Annotated in this window: 16 protein-coding genes; 11 read left to right on the plus strand and 5 right to left on the minus strand. The window is 39.0% G+C overall.

The features are described 5' to 3' along the window. Positions 1 to 172: 172 nt before the first annotated feature. Together H0Z31_07165 and H0Z31_07170 are read left to right on the plus strand one after the other, a co-directional pair. Positions 173 to 1,363, plus strand: a complete 1,191-nt coding sequence (locus H0Z31_07165; protein MBO8177216.1) for an acetate kinase — start codon at positions 173 to 175, stop codon at positions 1,361 to 1,363. A gap of 165 nt (positions 1,364 to 1,528) precedes the next feature. Next, the gene (locus H0Z31_07170) at positions 1,529 to 2,362 is read left to right on the plus strand and encodes an EcsC family protein (protein MBO8177217.1); all 834 of its coding nucleotides are present in this window, start codon (positions 1,529 to 1,531) and stop codon (positions 2,360 to 2,362) included. 39 nt (positions 2,363 to 2,401) lie between these two features. On the opposite strand, the gene H0Z31_07175 is transcribed toward H0Z31_07170, so the two are convergent. Then, positions 2,402 to 2,719, minus strand: a complete 318-nt coding sequence (locus H0Z31_07175) for a hypothetical protein (GenBank protein ID MBO8177218.1) — start codon at positions 2,717 to 2,719, stop codon at positions 2,402 to 2,404. Positions 2,720 to 2,918: 199 nt separating this feature from the next. Here H0Z31_07175 and H0Z31_07180 point away from each other — a divergent pair, with 199 nt between their 5' ends. The 4 genes from H0Z31_07180 to ald all read left to right on the plus strand — a co-directional run bounded on the left by H0Z31_07180 (position 2,919) and on the right by ald (position 7,211). Beyond that, positions 2,919 to 4,124 carry an argininosuccinate synthase gene (locus tag H0Z31_07180; protein ID MBO8177219.1) on the plus strand — a complete coding sequence of 402 codons (1,206 nt, stop codon included), beginning with the start codon at positions 2,919 to 2,921 and terminating at the stop codon, positions 4,122 to 4,124. Further along, on the plus strand, positions 4,121 to 5,503 hold the full coding sequence (gene argH / locus H0Z31_07185) for an argininosuccinate lyase (protein MBO8177220.1): 1,383 nt from the start codon (positions 4,121 to 4,123) through the stop codon (positions 5,501 to 5,503). The genes H0Z31_07180 and argH overlap by 4 nt, the downstream gene beginning before the upstream one ends. 274 nt (positions 5,504 to 5,777) lie before the next feature. Next, a complete protein-coding gene (locus H0Z31_07190) occupies positions 5,778 to 5,930 on the plus strand; it encodes a hypothetical protein (protein MBO8177221.1) in 153 nt (50 codons plus the stop codon). 159 nt (positions 5,931 to 6,089) lie between these two features. Beyond that, positions 6,090 to 7,211 carry an alanine dehydrogenase gene (gene ald, locus H0Z31_07195; protein ID MBO8177222.1) on the plus strand — a complete coding sequence of 374 codons (1,122 nt, stop codon included), beginning with the start codon at positions 6,090 to 6,092 and terminating at the stop codon, positions 7,209 to 7,211. 65 nt (positions 7,212 to 7,276) lie between these two features. Here ald and H0Z31_07200 read toward each other — a convergent pair whose 3' ends face one another. Further along, positions 7,277 to 8,374 carry an aminopeptidase P family protein gene (locus H0Z31_07200; GenBank protein MBO8177223.1) on the minus strand — a complete coding sequence of 366 codons (1,098 nt, stop codon included), beginning with the start codon at positions 8,372 to 8,374 and terminating at the stop codon, positions 7,277 to 7,279. Between the two features lie 188 nt (positions 8,375 to 8,562). Here H0Z31_07200 and H0Z31_07205 point away from each other — a divergent pair, with 188 nt between their 5' ends. The 3 genes from H0Z31_07205 (at position 8,563) to H0Z31_07215 (ending at position 11,003) form a co-directional block, all read left to right on the plus strand. Then, positions 8,563 to 9,246, plus strand: coding sequence for a metal-dependent hydrolase (locus H0Z31_07205; GenBank protein ID MBO8177224.1), 684 nt, complete (start codon positions 8,563 to 8,565; stop codon positions 9,244 to 9,246). A 129-nt stretch (positions 9,247 to 9,375) separates the two neighbouring features. Beyond that, on the plus strand, positions 9,376 to 9,624 hold the full coding sequence (locus H0Z31_07210) for a hypothetical protein (GenBank protein MBO8177225.1): 249 nt from the start codon (positions 9,376 to 9,378) through the stop codon (positions 9,622 to 9,624). A 65-nt stretch (positions 9,625 to 9,689) separates the two neighbouring features. Continuing rightward, positions 9,690 to 11,003 (plus strand): CBS domain-containing protein, encoded by a 1,314-nt coding sequence (locus H0Z31_07215; GenBank protein MBO8177226.1) that lies wholly within the window; start codon positions 9,690 to 9,692, stop codon positions 11,001 to 11,003. 41 nt (positions 11,004 to 11,044) lie between these two features. On the opposite strand, the gene H0Z31_07220 is transcribed toward H0Z31_07215, so the two are convergent. Next, positions 11,045 to 11,338 carry a YtpI family protein gene (locus H0Z31_07220; GenBank protein MBO8177227.1) on the minus strand — a complete coding sequence of 98 codons (294 nt, stop codon included), beginning with the start codon at positions 11,336 to 11,338 and terminating at the stop codon, positions 11,045 to 11,047. A gap of 96 nt (positions 11,339 to 11,434) precedes the next feature. Between H0Z31_07220 and H0Z31_07225 the strand changes: the two genes are divergently transcribed. Further along, on the plus strand, positions 11,435 to 12,376 hold the full coding sequence (locus tag H0Z31_07225) for a bifunctional oligoribonuclease/PAP phosphatase NrnA (GenBank protein ID MBO8177228.1): 942 nt from the start codon (positions 11,435 to 11,437) through the stop codon (positions 12,374 to 12,376). A 41-nt stretch (positions 12,377 to 12,417) separates the two neighbouring features. Here H0Z31_07225 and H0Z31_07230 read toward each other — a convergent pair whose 3' ends face one another. Then, positions 12,418 to 12,924, minus strand: a complete 507-nt coding sequence (locus H0Z31_07230) for a sporulation protein (protein ID MBO8177229.1) — start codon at positions 12,922 to 12,924, stop codon at positions 12,418 to 12,420. Continuing rightward, the gene (locus H0Z31_07235) at positions 12,921 to 13,265 is read right to left on the minus strand and encodes a YtrH family sporulation protein (protein ID MBO8177230.1); all 345 of its coding nucleotides are present in this window, start codon (positions 13,263 to 13,265) and stop codon (positions 12,921 to 12,923) included. The genes H0Z31_07230 and H0Z31_07235 overlap by 4 nt, the downstream gene beginning before the upstream one ends. A 140-nt stretch (positions 13,266 to 13,405) precedes the next feature. Between H0Z31_07235 and dnaE the strand changes: the two genes are divergently transcribed. After that, the gene (gene dnaE, locus H0Z31_07240) at positions 13,406 to 16,753 is read left to right on the plus strand and encodes a DNA polymerase III subunit alpha (protein MBO8177231.1); all 3,348 of its coding nucleotides are present in this window, start codon (positions 13,406 to 13,408) and stop codon (positions 16,751 to 16,753) included. Positions 16,754 to 16,791 lie beyond the last annotated feature (38 nt).

Here is a 16,791-nt window from a genome sequence, read left to right on the forward strand (position 1 = left end):
TTCAGCCTTTTGCTATGAATATTTTTCAAAACAATTCGAAAATAATTACATTAAGATGAAAACGATAACAATCATGAGAGGTTCTTGCAATCTTTAAGAGTGAGTGATTAAATGGAGAAATGGATATGTTTTTTTCGGACACCGAATTTTTCACATAGAAGGAGCGGTATAAATGACTAAAATTATTGCAATTAACGCGGGAAGTTCATCGCTTAAATTTCAGCTTTTTGACATGCCGAAAGAAACGGTCATTACGAAAGGAATTATTGAGCGAATTGGTTTAAATGATTCTATTTTTAACATTACATTAAACGGAGAAAAGAAGAAGGAAGTTTTAGATATTCCAAATCATGAAGTAGCAGTAAAATTGCTTTTAGATAAATTAACTTCGTATGGCATTATTAATTCCCTTGACGAAATTGAAGGAATTGGACATCGGGTGGTCCATGGAGGAGAAGAATTTACAGATTCTGCATTAATTACGGACGAAGTGTTAGCAAAAATCGAAAAGCTATTTGATTTAGCTCCGCTTCATAACCCAGCGAACGTAACGGGAATTAAAGCGTTCCAAGCAGTGCTACCAAATGTTCCAGCGGTTGCGGTATTTGATACAGCATTCCATCAAACAATGCCAGAAAGCTCCTACCTTTATAGTTTACCATACGAATATTATGAGAAATTTGGAATTCGTAAATATGGGTTCCATGGAACGAGCCATAAGTATGTTTCCCAGCGGGCAGCTGAACTATTAGGTCGTCCAATTGAGCAATTACGTCTCATCTCTTGTCACTTAGGTAATGGGGCAAGTATTGCCGCAATTGAAGGTGGAAAATCGATTGATACGTCGATGGGCTTCACACCGTTAGCAGGTGTCACCATGGGAACTCGCTCAGGTAACATTGACCCCGCATTAATCCCATACATTATGGACAAAACCGGTAAATCCGCTGATGAAGTGTTAGAGATTTTAAATAAGAAAAGCGGAATGCTTGGAGTGTCTGGTTTCTCTAGTGATTTACGTGACATTGAAGACGAAGCAGCAAAAGGTAACGAACGTGCTGAACTAGCCCTTGAAGTGTTTGCTAACCGTATTCATAAATATATTGGTTCATACGCAGCTCGTATGTGTGGTGTAGATGCGATTATCTTTACGGCTGGAATTGGGGAAAATAGTGATGTGATCCGGGCAAAAGTATTACGCGGACTTGAATTTATGGGAGTATATTGGGATCCATCTTTAAACAAAGTGCGTGGAAAAGAAGCGTTCATTAGCTATCCACATTCTCCAGTAAAAGTATTAGTGATCCCAACGAACGAAGAAGTGATGATTGCGCGTGACGTTGTGCGTGTGGCAGGATTATAAATTTTTTATGGATCAGCTAAGAGAAATTCTCTTAGCTGTTTTTTTGTCTTTGCAAATGGTACTTCCTCTTAGGATAATATCTTAAGTACATTTTAAGCCATCGTTTGAAAAGAGAAAAATATGGTATACTAAACGTAATATGGATGAATGTGGAGGTTAAAATAAATGGTTTGGTCTGAAAGGGAGCAAGCATATTGGAATGAAATTCTTGACTTTGAAAGGAACCTCCTGCAATACGAACCGAACGACTTTGAGCTTACATATGAAAAATGGTTAGAAAAAGGGTTGACGCTTGTCCCAGCGGAAACGCGAGAACTATTTTTTGAGCAATTTGATCAACTGTTTTTTCATATTCATTCCCTTCTTCAAGGTTCTCAATTTCAAATGGATGCCCGTGATCGAATTTTAACCGCTGCCCGAGCGTTTGATGATACAGTAGAATCTATTTCTGATTTGAAGCGATTGTCGATCGACCAGCTTCATTATATTGCTCAACAGCAAAGCTCCAGGCATCGAATTTATTCTCTTCTTCAAGGCGCAGCTGTTGGGATAGGTGGAACTTTAGCTTTAAGCAGTGATTATTTGGCGATGACTATCATCAATTTACGGGCAGTACAATTGATTTCCATGTCGTACGGTTACGAGGTAAATTCACCGTATGAAATGATGACATCGTTAAAAGTGTATCATACATCGACGTTACCTTTACGTTTACGTGCTGCCGGATGGATGAAATTGAAAGAGGAGATTGGAGACGAGCACTACTTTTATTTTGGTTCAGAAAAGTTGACGAATGAAACTTGGTTGCAAGGACCGTTGAAACAAGTATTAAAAACAATGTTGATTCTAACTTTTAAGAGAAAGCAATTTTCAGGAGTTCCTTTCATCAGTATGGCTATTGGAGCTGGGGCCAACTATCAACTGACGCGCAATGTCACGAACATGTCCGAAAAATTTTATCAAATGCGCTTGTTAATGGAAAAACAAGCCCAAACCTAATGAAAAGGCAAAAGGCATCATGCTTTTTGCCTTTTTTGATTATGTATCCGCTTTTTTCACTGTGATGTGCCCTTGTACTCGATACCAAATCCATAAATCGTTAATAATGGACGCAAGTTCTGCTATCTGTTGATTGATTTGACATGATCGTTCAAATTGTTCTTCTTCCCCTAATTGGTGTTGCAGCATGTCAATTTGTTGCTCTACCTCTCGAATCCGATCAGGAATTTGCCCACGAATATGCTCCCATTCTAATAAAATCCTCATCTGTTCTTCTTTTAAATACTGCTCCCACTCTTTGGACAAGTGAGGGAGGTAAATACCAAGGCGTTGATCCCAACAAAAGTAATTTGTCATTTTTATCATCCTTTTTACGTGTGAATTCCTATGTCTATTGTAAGGGACTTTCATTATTTTTACTAACTGCTAATATTTATTCAATTATATAAATAAATATTGAAATAGTACTTAATAAGTGCTATCCTTTTACCATAGAAAATAAGAATAAATTATTATTTGTTTGTATTTTTATTCAATTAAGGAGGAGGACAATCCAGTGGCGGAAAAGGTAGTATTAGCGTATTCTGGGGGACTTGATACATCTGTTGCAATACAATGGCTAAAAGATCTAGGGTATGAAGTGATTGCTGTTTGTTTAGATGTTGGAGAAGGAAAAGATTTAGAGTTTATTCAAAAGAAAGCTCTTCAAGTAGGGGCGTTAAAAAGTTATGTGATCGATGCGAAAGAAGAATTCGCCAACGAGTATGCGTTAGTAGCCCTTCAAGCTCATACGTTATATGAAGGAAAATATCCACTCGTGTCCGCTTTATCACGTCCGTTGATTGCGAAAAAATTGGTGGAAATAGCAGAACTCGAAGGGGCAACAGCGGTTGGGCACGGTTGTACGGGGAAAGGAAATGACCAAGTTCGTTTTGAAGTTTCTATTAAAGCTTTAAATCCTTCGTTAAAAGTGGTGGCGCCTGTTCGTGAGTGGAGCTGGTCGCGTGAAGAAGAAATCGAATATGCAAAACAAAGAGGAATTCCGATTCCAGTCGACATAGATAGCCCATATTCTATCGATCAAAATTTATGGGGAAGAAGTAACGAATGCGGCATATTGGAAGATCCGTGGGCTGCACCACCTGAAGAGGCGTACGATTTAACATCTTCAATTGAAGACGCTCCCGATAAGCCTGAATGGATAGAAATTGAATTTGAAAAAGGAGTACCTTTAGCGATAAATGGACAGACTTATCCTCTTTACGAACTGATTTTAACGCTCAATCAGTTAGCAGGTAAGCACGGAGTTGGGCGTATTGACCATGTAGAAAATCGATTAGTCGGTATTAAATCACGTGAAGTATATGAATGTCCAGCTGCGATAACTCTTATCAAGGCGCATAAAGAACTAGAAGATTTGACACTTGTTAAAGAGGTTGCCCATTTTAAACCGTTCATTGAACAAAAATTAGCGGAGCTCATTTATAACGGATTATGGTTTTCCCCATTGAAAAATGCGCTTGTGTCATTTTTAAAAGAAACGCAACAAGTGGTGACAGGTACGGTACGAGTGAAATTGTTTAAAGGTCATGCAATCGTAGAAGGTCGAAAATCACCGTTTTCGTTGTATAATGAAAAGCTTGCTACGTATACGGCTGAAGATGAATTTGATCATTCTGCAGCTGTCGGGTTCATTCAATTATGGGGACTTCCAACAACGGTTCATCGTATGGTGCATCAATCGGAGAAGGTGACAAAATGAAAAAATTGTGGGGAGGCCGCTTTACGAAAACGGCGGCTGAATGGGTAGATGCTTTTGGTGCTTCCATTCCTTTTGACCAAGAACTTGTCTTTGAAGATATCGAAGGAAGCAAGGCGCACGCCCGTATGTTAGGAACATGCGGCATTCTAACAGAAGAAGAAACGAATAAAATTCTTCAAGGGTTGCAATCAATTCAGAAAAAAGTCGAAAAAGGGGAAGTCGAGTTTTCGATTGCACTGGAAGATATTCATATGAACATCGAAAAATTGTTAATCGATGAAATCGGACCGATTGGAGGAAAATTGCATACAGCACGAAGTCGGAACGATCAAGTGGCTACCGATATGCACCTTTATTTGAAAAAGAAAGTGAAAATGATTATCGAGGCCATTGAAGAAATGCAACAAGCACTCCTTCATCAAGCGGAACAACATGTAGAGACAATTATGCCTGGATATACCCATTTACAACGTGCACAACCGATCTCATTTGCTCATCATTTAATGGCGTATTTTTGGATGCTTGAACGTGATAAAGGACGGTTGAAGGATTCGTTAAAACGAATCGACTACTCTCCTTTAGGTGCAGGAGCGTTAGCCGGAACTACTTTTCCGATCGATCGTTCGTTCACAGCGGCCGAACTGGGGTTTACTAACATCTACGAAAACAGTATGGATGCTGTAAGCGATCGTGATTTTATCGTCGAATTTTTAAGCCATGCATCGTTGTTGATGATGCACTTATCACGCTTAGCGGAGGAATTCATTTTATGGTCGAGCCAGGAGTACCATTTTATCGAACTAGATGATACGTTTGCTACGGGCAGTAGCATCATGCCGCAAAAGAAAAACCCGGATATGGCTGAGCTCATTCGTGGAAAAACAGGACGAGTGTACGGTCATCTTTTCAGTTTGCTAACTGTTTTAAAAGGATTACCACTTGCGTATAACAAAGACATGCAAGAAGACAAAGAGGGGATGTTTGATACGGTTGCTACCGTTACTGGTTGTTTAAAGATTTTTACGGGTATGATTGAGACAATGAAGGTAAATCACATGAATATGGAACAAGCAACAAAACAAGATTTTTCAAATGCAACTGAGCTAGCCGATTATTTAGCGAGTAAAGGCATTCCGTTTCGAAAAGCTCATGAATTGGTTGGAAAGTTAGTATTATTATGCCTGCAAAAAGGATGTTATTTAACGGATTTAACGTTAGCTGAGTTTCAGAAAGCATCTCCATTAATTGATGAAGATATTTACAATATCTTATCTCCTTACGAAGCAGTAAAAAGACGTAATTCCGATGGTGGAACAGGCTTTCAACAAGTAAGGAAACAAATTGAAAAAGCAAAAAAATTGCTTCATCCAAACTTATAGTTCTGCTCCCTCTTTATTTCGAAGAAGAGAATTACTTAATTGATGGAAGGCCTAAGGACGACTAACACAACATACGGGGCATGGCGAGTGAAATATTCGGAAACGCTACCTAATTGGAAGTCCATTTTTGGAGAAGGAGAACCAGCTGGCAATCATGATGTGCTGATACAGGTTAACACTCCTTTCCTGTTTATAATTGACATTTTTAAAAATGGATAATGCACCCCTTTTCTCAAATACTAATGCTGTATTAAAAAGAGGAAAGGGGTATTTTATGAAAAAACGTGAGCCAAAAGAATCACTCACATACGACGAAAATGGGACTGAACAAGTGAGTCAACAAATTATGAATGCCTATTTTTCAGGCAGTATGGACGAACAAGAGGAATTTTTTCCTTCAAATAACGAGGATCCAAATGAACGATAAGGCACTTTCATAGTGCCTTTACATATTCTTGCTCCTGTTTGTTGAATTAGGTAATACCATTAAATTTGTTTAGCATTTTTTTTGTGAAAATGTTATATTAATTATGATTTGTCCCTATTGTACTAATTTTTTTATGAATTTTAACAGGAGGTTGGCATTATGCGAATCGGGGTACCTAAGGAAATAAAAAACAACGAAAACCGTGTTGCCATGACACCTGCAGGGGTCGTCAACCTTGTCAATAATGGACATGAAGTGTATATCGAAACAGGTGCTGGACTTGGCTCTGGTTTTACAGATGACGATTATAAACAAGCTGGGGCTGTCATTGTTAACACAGCAGAAGAAGCTTGGTCGATGGAGATGGTAATGAAAGTAAAAGAGCCATTACCAAGCGAATATCAATACTTCCGTGAAGGATTAATTTTATTTACCTATTTGCATCTTGCGCCAGAACCAGAATTAACGAAAGCGTTAATCGATAACAAAGTTGTTGGAATCGCTTACGAAACCGTACAATTACCGAACGGTTCGTTACCACTATTAACACCGATGAGTGAAGTGGCAGGTCGAATGGCTACGCAAATTGGTGCGCAATTCCTAGAAAAAATTTACGGAGGAAAAGGAATCCTTCTATCTGGAGTTCCTGGTGTTCAACGTGGAAAAGTTACCATCATCGGCGGTGGTGTAGCTGGTACGAACGCTGCAAAAATGGCAGTCGGACTAGGTGCCCAAGTGACGATCATCGACTTAAATCCAGATCGTTTACGTCAATTAGACGATATTTTTGGAAGCGATGTCACAACATTAATGTCAAACCCTTACAACATTGCCCAAGCGGTAAAAGATTCTGACCTAGTTATTGGGGCTGTGTTAATTCCAGGGGCAAAAGCTCCTAAGCTTGTGACAGAAGAGATGATTAAATCAATGAAACCTGGTTCTGTTGTAGTTGATATTGCGATTGACCAAGGTGGTATCTTTGAAACGACGGACCGCATTACGACTCATGATAACCCAACCTATGAAAAACATGGCATTGTACACTATGCCGTGGCGAACATGCCAGGTGCCGTTCCACGTACTTCAACAATTGCTTTAACAAATGTGACTGTACCGTATGCGTTACAAATTGCGAATAAGGGTTACAAACAAGCGTGTTTAGACAATGAAGCGTTATTAAAAGGAATTAATACATTAAATGGATATGTCACATACGCAGCAGTAGCGGAAGCTCATGGACTAGAATACGCTGATGCACGTAAGTTATTGGAGCAAATGTAATATATAATAATTAGGGACTGGCCAAACGTCAGTCCCTTTACTTTGATGAAAACATGTAATCCATTTTATTCAATGATTTTTAGTTCTTTCGGATATTTTGTTAACACTTCTACACCATCTTCTGTCACATAAACATCGTCTTCAATGCGTACACCCGCTACATTTGGAACATAAATTCCTGGTTCAATAGTAAAAACCATCCCTTTTTGAATCGTTAATTCATTGGTAGATGTAATTGACGGATATTCGTGAACACTAATTCCAAGCCCATGGCCTAATCGGTGAGGGAAAAAGTCTCCATAACCGGCCTCGTGAATGATTTGACGAGCAATTTGGTCTAGGTGTGATGCAGTTACCCCCGGCTTTGTGGCAACGACAGCTGTTTCTTCCGCTTTTCTTACCGTTTCGTAAATCGCTTTTTGTTCTTCGGAAATATCTCCAAACGCTACTGTCCGCGTAATGTCCGAGCAATATCCATCGTAAACGACACCTAAGTCAAAAAGGACGAGATCGCCTTTTTTAATTTTCGTTAAACCTGGCGTACCGTGCGGAGAAGCGGCATTAGCCCCAGTAAGAACCATAGTAGAAAATGACATTTCAGTAACGCCTTTTTTCTTCAATTCATATTCAATCGTCGCAATAATCTCTAACTCTGTTGCTCCTTCATAAATGGCATTTACACCCGTTTCGATGGCAAAATCCGCGAGTGCTGCCGCTTTACGAATTGCCGCCAATTCTTGGTCATCTTTAATCATGCGTAGCTCTCGTAATTTTTCTTCAGCGGAAACAAATTGGACGTTTGGGAAGCGTTTCATGATTTCTTCATAGCGCTCGACATTTAAATGTACTTTTTCAATTCCCCACGTCGGTTGTTTTGGTAAGCGCTGATGAATTTTTTGTTGAATGATGTCCCAAGGGTTTTCGGTGTCTTGATACCCGATGATTTCATATTCCCACCCGGCATTTTTGACATCATTTTGTTCCATAGCAGGGCAGATTAAAATTGGTTCACTTTGTTGGAAGACTAGAAGGCCGAGTAAACGTTCATGAGGCTCGCTTCGGAATCCACTAAAATAAAAAACATTTTCTTTCGATGAGACGAAGCAAACGTCCATCTCTTTTTCTTGCATCCAGTTTATCAGTTGTTGTAAACGTTGTTTCATTCATCCAGTCCCCTTTTTTTTATTATGTATACCTTGAGATTATCAGTAACCATCCCATTTGTAAACTTTTACTCACTGTTCATCTTGGTAAACATAGCGAATGATATATTTAAAATATTAATTTAGAAGGAAAATGTCATTCTAAAGAGAATAGTATCGATGGAGGACAAATTAGAAAGGGGATTTGTATGAAAGTTTCATTCCATGGCCATGCGGTTGTAAAAATTGAAACAAACGGTACGCAAATTTTAATCGACCCATTTATTAATGGAAATGAAATAACGGATTTAATTGTAGAAGAACAACGCCCAGATGTGATTATTTTAACGCACGGTCATAATGACCATGTAGGAGATACGATTGAAATTGCTAAAAAAAATGATGCCCTTGTTGTTGCCAATTATGAATTAGCTACATACCTAAGTTGGAAGGGACTGCGTACCCATCCAATGCATATTGGTGGTGCCCATCACTTTGATTTTGGAAAAGTAAAATTAACTCCAGCCCTTCATGGTTCAGGATATGTAACGGAAAATAATGAACTTGTATATATGGGGATGCCGACAGGTGTATTGCTTACAGCTGAAGGGAAAACAATCTATCATGCAGGAGATACGGGATTGTTCTCAGATATGAAACTAATTGGAGAGATGAACGACATCGACCTCGCGTTTTTACCGATTGGAGATAACTTTACGATGGGACCAGAAGATGCAGCGGTCGCCGCGAAGTTTTTACAAGCGAAAACAGTTGTACCAATTCATTTCGATACCTTCCCGAAAATTAAACAAGACCCAGAGAAATTTGTTCAGCTTCTTGGGGAAGGCATTCAAGCAAGAGTTATGAAAGCTGGAGATGTTATCGAGTTATAAGAAATGCAGGACTGACCTGACTTTATGATAAAGTTGGGCCAGTCCTTTTTTATAGGTATGATATGGTTTACCTTTTGCATAAAATGAGAAAAACGAGAGAGTCGATGCATAATGGAAGGGGAGATTTTCGTGAAAGCCAAATATATTTTATGTATTCTTGTCACTTGTTTATTATTGTATATCGCATTACCATATTTCTCGTTTTCTGGGACTACATTACGAATTTTGTTTGAAGGAACATGGTTAGCTTTTGCTTTTGTTGTCATATCAGGAAATGTTGTCGCCCTTCTCTTTTCTGTTGAACGAAGTATACGGCCAGTACGAAAAAAGGAACAAAAGCAAGAAGGCAAGCGAATGTATCATTCATCAAGCCGTTGAATACCCTTCCTTTTCTCTTTATAATGAAAGTAAGTTGATATATGGGCGAGAAAAGGGTGAATGGCTTGGCGACAAAGCACGAACAAATTTTACAATATATTGACCAACTGCCAGTTGGAGAGAAAATCTCGGTCAGACAAATTGCAAAAGCGCTAAACGTAAGTGAAGGAACTGCTTATCGCGCGATCAAAGATGCCGAGAATAAAGGATATGTGAGCACAATTGAACGTGTCGGTACGATTCGAATCGAACGAAAGAAAAAAGAAAATATTGAAAAGTTAACCTTTGCCGAGGTAGTTAATATCATCGATGGACAAGTACTTGGCGGAAAAGCGGGACTACATAAAACATTAACGAAATTTGTTATTGGCGCCATGAAGCTGGAAGCGATGATGCGATATACCGGAGCGGGAAACTTACTCATTGTCGGAAATCGGACAAAAGCCCATGAACATGCACTCAAAGCAGGAGCAGCTGTATTAATTACCGGTGGTTTCGATACAGAAGATCATGTGAAAAAGCTGGCCGACGAATTAGAATTGCCGATTATTTCGACAAGCTACGATACGTTTACGGTTGCGACAATGATTAATCGGGCGATTTATGACCAGTTAATTAAAAAAGAAATTGTGTTAGTTGAAGATATTTTAACCCCATTAGAAAAAACGGTTTACTTGTCCGTAAAAGATACGGTAGGCAGCTGGTACGAAAAAAAACGAGAAACGCTTCATAGCCGTTTCCCAGTAGTAGACCAAGGTCTAAAAGTGCTCGGTATGGTCACCTCAAAAGATGTGATGGGTCAAAACGAGGACACCCCTATTGAGAAAGTTATGACGAAATCGCCAATTACCGTACATGGCAAAACGAGCGTAGCTTCTGCCGCTCATATGATGATTTGGGAAGGGATCGAACTGCTCCCGGTGGTTGATCAACAAAACAGACTAATGGGGATCATTAGTCGACAAGATGTTTTAAAAGCGTTGCAAATGATACAACGGCAACCCCAAATTGGCGAAACGATTGACGACATCGTTGCTGCACAATTAACGACTCTTGAAGATGAACAAGAAGAAGATGTTTTCCAATTTGAAGTAACCCCGCAAATGACAAACCAATTAGGAGCAATTTCCTATGGAGTATTTACCTCATTAGTGACCGAAGCAACTAACAGAGTATTACGGAATCATAAAAAAGGAGATTTAGTCGTAGAGAATATGACTATCTATTTTATTAAACCGGTTCAAATTGAGAGTAAAATCACGATTCATCCTAAGGTACTAGAAGTCGGCCGAAAGTTTGGAAAGGTCGATGTAGAAGTTTTCAATGAAGGGGTATTAGTCGGTAAGGCATTAATGATGTGTCAGCTTATTGACCGATAGAAAAGGGACGCCTAATGAGACGTCCCTTCTTTTTCAATCGATTATTCGTTTATTTGTTTTAAAATGTATGGCAAATAATGACGATACGCTCGATATCCGGACCAAGCGCTTAAGCTTCCGATAAGAATAAACAGTCCGCCAACAATGTATGTAACGGTTGTATGGTATAAGAAAAATTGATTTAAGCCAAAAAGGGCAACAAACAGTCCGAGAGCGATACTTGATTTACTAGAGATCCATTTCTTTTCTAAATCGTTTTTGCTTCGAAAGTAACGCGCTTTATAATAGACGTAAAAGGATAACGAACTAATAATCAAGATAACTAATACTGGCATTGTTGTATCCCCCATTTTCTACTGTCATTCCCCTTTATTGTAACGGCATTAGAAGAAAAATGCCAATAAAGATATATAGAAAAGGAGTCAACCAATATGAAAGAGACGATTTTACAATTAATTCAATCCTATGAAACCATCATCGTTCATCGCCACGTCCGCCCTGACCCGGATGCATACGGTTCGCAAGGAGGACTAGTGGAAATTTTACAAGCATCGTTTCCGGAAAAACAAATTTTTGCCGTAGGCGAAGATGACCCATCATTACAATTTCTCCGGAAGGTAGACCAAGTTGATGATCAACAATTTGAAAATGCCTTAATAATTATTTGCGATACGGCGAATAAAGAACGAATCGACGATGAGCGATATCGATTAGGTAAACAGGTGATAAAAATCGACCACCATCCAAATGAAGATCCATATGGGGATGTTAATTGGGTAGAGACGTCGGCTAGTTCAACGAGTGAAATGATTTATGAATTTTATTTGTTTGGAAAAGATAAAGGATTGAAAATAACAGACGAGGCAGCACGCCTGTTATACGCTGGGATTGTTGGGGATACAGGGCGTTTCTTATATCCAAGTACGACAGAAAAAACGTTTCGGTATGCCGGTGAATTAGTGAACTATTCCTTTGACCGAAATGAATTGTATAACCAACTATATGAATTAGAAGAAAAAGTCGTTAAATTACAAGGATACGTACTGCAAAATTTCCAAATGTACGAAAATGGAGCTGCTTTTGTTACGATGAAAAAAGATTTGCTCGAGGAGTTTCAAGTCACTCCTTCTGAGGCCTCCCAAATTGTTAGTATTTTAGGAAACGTAAAAGGAATTAAAGCATGGTGTTTCTTCGTGGAGGAGGAAGACCAAATTCGCGTCCGCTTACGTTCCAAAGGTCCAATTATTAATGAAATTGCCAAAAAATATCATGGTGGGGGACATCCTTTAGCAGCTGGTGCCTCCGTTTATTCTTGGGAGGAAGTTGAAAGCGTTAAAAAAGATATTTTAGATGTTTGCGACCCACATCAATAACTGAAGTACAAAAGAGGGATATTTTTTGGATCCCTCTTTTTTTACTCCGCAAGCCTGAGTTCTAAATACACATAAATAGTTGTAAAAAAATACAATTCCTTAACGACAAAACGGTATCGTTTTTCGTTTATTTTGATTGTTTTATTTTCAATCGTCTTCTTTAACAATTCACGGTTTTTAAACACCGCTTCTAAATCTTTAGCTAGTAACACTTGTAAATCTTTTTTAACCGCCTCTTCTGTTAAGAAAATGCTATGCTTATCTTCAATTTCGTACCTTTGGAAGTTCGTAATTTTTACTTTAATATCTTGTACTTTTAATAGTTCTTTATTTTTTTTGTTCACCGCGATAAACTCTTCCTGCCAAATGGAGATACTATGTTTTAATTCTTTAATTTCTTCTTGTTGCTGATCAATTAACTTCGTTTGTTTTTCTTGGAGCGAACCGAAGATAAATAAAAAAATGAGCCAACTAATCATCCCTCCTAAGGCAACGCCGGCAAGAAAACGTTGCATGTGCGGTTGGTGATGGTAAGACGATACCCTCATGAGGTAATGTACTCCTGTGTAAACCATTTGATGATAAGGGCTCCGGTTTGGGCACCACCTAGTGCCGAAAGAATAAGTAAAAATTGTTTAAATAAGTCTTTCGTTTCTCCCTCGATTAACCCTCGTTCCATATGATAAACCGTATCGAACGTTCCACCGATAGCTGCGACAATCGCCCAGATGCGAAGTAACTTTGATAAACGATAAATGTGAGTAAATGGAGGTTCTCCCGTTAAAAAGGCCGCTAGCCCACCGATAATCGATCCTCCGAGAATAACGCCTAATGCAATAAAATAACTATTAAAAAACGTCGGAAAAAACGCTTCATTCAAACTGATCATCCTCTCATGATCAAATTACGCTTTAATACACTATATGGGACAAACATAGAAAATATGTGACGGTACAAAAAGCGAACATAATTTCTTTTTTATAAAAAGGAATCTATAATGAAAGTAGCATAAAAAAGGAAGTGAAGAGAGTGTCGTTCGTTCATTTACAAGTAATGAGCGCTTACAGTTTATTATCAAGTACAATTTCGATTTCCTCTCTTGTAAAACAAGCGCTAAAGCTAAACTATTCAGCTTTAGCGCTTACGGACCGAAATGTTTTGTATGGGGCCATTCCTTTTTACAAGGAATGTATGGCCCATGGAATTAAGCCGATTATCGGTTTAATGATTGATGTGGAAAGTGTACTCGAAGAAGACAAAGCATTTCCTCTCGTATTATTAGCACAAAATAACGAAGGATATAAAAACTTAATTAAACTATCAAGTGCTTACGGAACTAAAGGGGTCTCCGGCGTCCGATTAAAGTGGTTGCAAGCGTATCGGGATGGAATCATTGCTATCACTCCAGGAATGGAAGGAGAGATTGAGCAATGTCTTCTCCAAGGAGATCAGGAAGGGGCTATAAAAGTCGCTGCAACGTTTCGAAGAATTTTTCCACAGTTTTATTTAGCACTCCAACATTTAAACAAAAAAGAAGAACGGACGTTAGTTCCTCAAATAAAAGAGTTAGCCCATTCGTTAACCATTCCACTTGTAGCTACAAATGATGTTCGTTATTTAACAAAGGAGGACGCGTTTACGTATGAATGTCTTGTGGCGATAAAAGAAGGACGTATGATAAAAGAAGATGAACGACTAGAAGATACCAACCATTACCTTAAGTCAAAAAAGGAAATGGTCGAACTCTTTCAAGATGAGGTGGATGCTCTAGAACAATCAGTTTTAATTGCCCAAAAGTGCCATGTGGAACTTTCGTTTGATCAACCCCACTTGCCGAAATATCCATTGCCATCAAATCAAACAGCTAGTACATTTTTGCGTACCCTTTGTGAACAAGGATTGAACGATCGTTATTCGGAAGTCACCGAAAAACATCGAGCACGGCTAAACTATGAACTACAAGTTATTGAGCAAATGGGGTTTGCTGATTATTTTTTAATCGTCTGGGACTTTATGAAATTTGCACGCAAAAAAGGTATTTTAACTGGTCCCGGGCGGGGATCGGCAGCTGGTTCGCTCGTCGCTTATGTACTACATATTACCGATGTCGATCCATTAAAGTATGGTTTGCTTTTTGAACGGTTTTTAAATCCGGAACGTATTACGATGCCAGATATCGATATTGACTTTCCAGATCATCGTCGGGAAGAAATCATCAATTATGTTGTCCAAAAATACGGAAGCATGCATGTCGCCCAAATTATTACATTTGGTACGTTCGGGGCAAAAGCGGTCATTCGAGATTTAGGAAAGGTGTTCGGTTTTCAAAATAGAGAAATTGATCAATTGTCTAAGATGATTCCGTCCAGAACGGGTATTACTTTAAAGGAGGCGTATCAAGAATCTGTTCCCCTCCAACAATTTGTTCAATCATCTCCCGTTCATCAAACCTTTTTCCAAACGGCCGTCAAGCTTGAAGGATTGCCGCGCCATACGTCAACCCATGCAGCGGGAGTGGTCATTACCGATGAACCATTAACAGACATTGTACCGATTCAACGAGGGCAACAAGATTTTTATTTAACGCAATACTCAATGGATGTGTTAGAAACGCTCGGAGTATTAAAAATGGATTTTTTAGGCCTGCGGAATTTGTCAATCATTGAACATATTTTGCACATGATTCAAAAAGAACAAGGAGTACGTATCGATATTCGGTCGATTCCACTCGATGATGAAAAAACGTACCAATTGTTAAGCCGTGGAGATACGTTAGGAATTTTCCAATTAGAATCAGAAGGGATGAGACGCGTATTACGTGAGTTGCGACCAACGCATTTTGAAGATATTGTGGCGGTCAATTCGTTGTATCGTCCTGGACCGATGGAGCAAATTCCTCTCTACATCCAACGGAAACACGGCCGTCAAGCCGTTCCGTCCATTCATCCAGATATTGATCAGATTTTACATACAACGTACGGTGTGATAGTGTACCAAGAGCAAATTATGGAAATCGCAGCCGAAATGGCCGGTTTTTCATTAGGAGAAGCAGATTTACTTCGGCGTGCGGTCAGCAAAAAAAAGAAAGACGTGCTTGACCGTGAACGGAGTCACTTTGTGGAAGGGGCCTTAGCAAAAGGGTATGATCAAGCAACAGCAACCTCTGTTTATGACTTGATTGTACGTTTTGCCAATTACGGATTTAATCGCAGTCATGCCGTTGCCTACAGTTTGATTGCCTATCAAATGGCGTACTTAAAAACACACTATCCACTCGCTTTTTATGCGGCGTTATTGTCATCGGTGATTGGACATGACCAAAAGATTAGTCAATACGTGATAGAGGCGAAACAGAAAGGTTTAACCATTTTGCCACCTTCTGTCAACAACAGTCATTATGTCTTTCAAGTGGAGAATAACGGAATTCGGTTTAGTTTAGCTGCCATCAAAGGAATCGGCGGAGCCGTATGGAAAGAAATTGCACGTAGTAGGCAGCAAAGACCATTTGAAGATTTATTTGATTTTTGCTTACGCGTGTCATTAAAAACGATTAATCGCTCTGTTTTAGAATCCCTCGTGTTATCAGGTAGCTTTGATGATTTTGGAAAAGATCGGGCAACGTTATTGGCTACCATCGATGTTGCCCTCGAACATGCTGAATTAGTAAAACCAGATGATCATTTTACTTTATTTCAAGATGACGAGTCGCTCTTTTTAAAACCTAAATACGTTGAAGTAGAGCCCATGTCGCTTGATGATAAGCTAAAGGCGGAAAAGGAAGTATTGGGTATTTATTTAACTGCTCATCCCGTATCTCCATATATTTCTTTGTTCCAGCGGTTAGGTGCGACAACTATTTTTCATGTTTCGGAAGGGTCAGATGTTCGTCTAGGTGTTTATATTTCAGATCAGAAAACGATTCGCACAAAAAAAGGAGACGTGATGGCGTTTGTCCAATTAAGTGATGAAACGGGCGAAATCGAGGGGGTTCTGTTTCCGAATGTGTATCGTCAATATGCCTCATTATGTCAAAAGGGAAAGGTTGTATTCGTAAAAGGGAAAGTCGAGGACCGGCAACGGAAAAAGCAATTGATTATCCAGCAAATGTACAACCTGGAAGAAGCGAAACAAATGGAGAGTGATTTGAAAAAAGGATTGTATATCAAAATAGAGAAACAGCGGAATGAGCAGGCGGACTGGTTACAAATAAAAAACATCATTGAAAATTATCCTGGCACTTTCCCGGTATATATATATCACGAAAAAAATGGGAAAATAATACAATTATCAAGAAAAGAATGGGTCTCTTATTCGAACGACTGCCTTCTCCAATTAAAAAATCTTTTAGGAGAGAAAAATGTTGTGTTTCGAAAGTAGAGAGGCTGGAATTACAACACTGATCAAAAGAAAAAAGG

Origin of the sequence: Bacillus sp. (in: firmicutes), from assembly GCA_017656295.1 — a bacterium.
Lineage (GTDB): Bacteria > Bacillota > Bacilli > Bacillales > JACDOC01 > JACDOC01.

Bases quoted from the DNA above. Each gene is read 5' to 3' on its own strand.
- H0Z31_07165 (MBO8177216.1), top strand. From the start codon at position 173: ATGACTAAAATTATTGCAATTAACGCGGGAAGTTCATCGCTTAAATTT.
- H0Z31_07170 (MBO8177217.1), top strand. From the start codon at position 1,529: ATGGTTTGGTCTGAAAGGGAGCAAGCATATTGGAATGAAATTCTTGAC.
- H0Z31_07175 (MBO8177218.1), bottom strand. From the start codon at position 2,719: ATGACAAATTACTTTTGTTGGGATCAACGCCTTGGTATTTACCTCCCT.
- argH (MBO8177220.1), top strand. From the start codon at position 4,121: ATGAAAAAATTGTGGGGAGGCCGCTTTACGAAAACGGCGGCTGAATGG.
- H0Z31_07190 (MBO8177221.1), top strand. From the start codon at position 5,778: ATGAAAAAACGTGAGCCAAAAGAATCACTCACATACGACGAAAATGGG.
- ald (MBO8177222.1), top strand. From the start codon at position 6,090: ATGCGAATCGGGGTACCTAAGGAAATAAAAAACAACGAAAACCGTGTT.
- H0Z31_07200 (MBO8177223.1), bottom strand. From the start codon at position 8,374: ATGAAACAACGTTTACAACAACTGATAAACTGGATGCAAGAAAAAGAG.
- H0Z31_07205 (MBO8177224.1), top strand. From the start codon at position 8,563: ATGAAAGTTTCATTCCATGGCCATGCGGTTGTAAAAATTGAAACAAAC.
- H0Z31_07220 (MBO8177227.1), bottom strand. From the start codon at position 11,338: ATGCCAGTATTAGTTATCTTGATTATTAGTTCGTTATCCTTTTACGTC.
- H0Z31_07225 (MBO8177228.1), top strand. From the start codon at position 11,435: ATGAAAGAGACGATTTTACAATTAATTCAATCCTATGAAACCATCATC.
- H0Z31_07230 (MBO8177229.1), bottom strand. From the start codon at position 12,924: ATGAGGGTATCGTCTTACCATCACCAACCGCACATGCAACGTTTTCTT.
- H0Z31_07235 (MBO8177230.1), bottom strand. From the start codon at position 13,265: ATGATCAGTTTGAATGAAGCGTTTTTTCCGACGTTTTTTAATAGTTAT.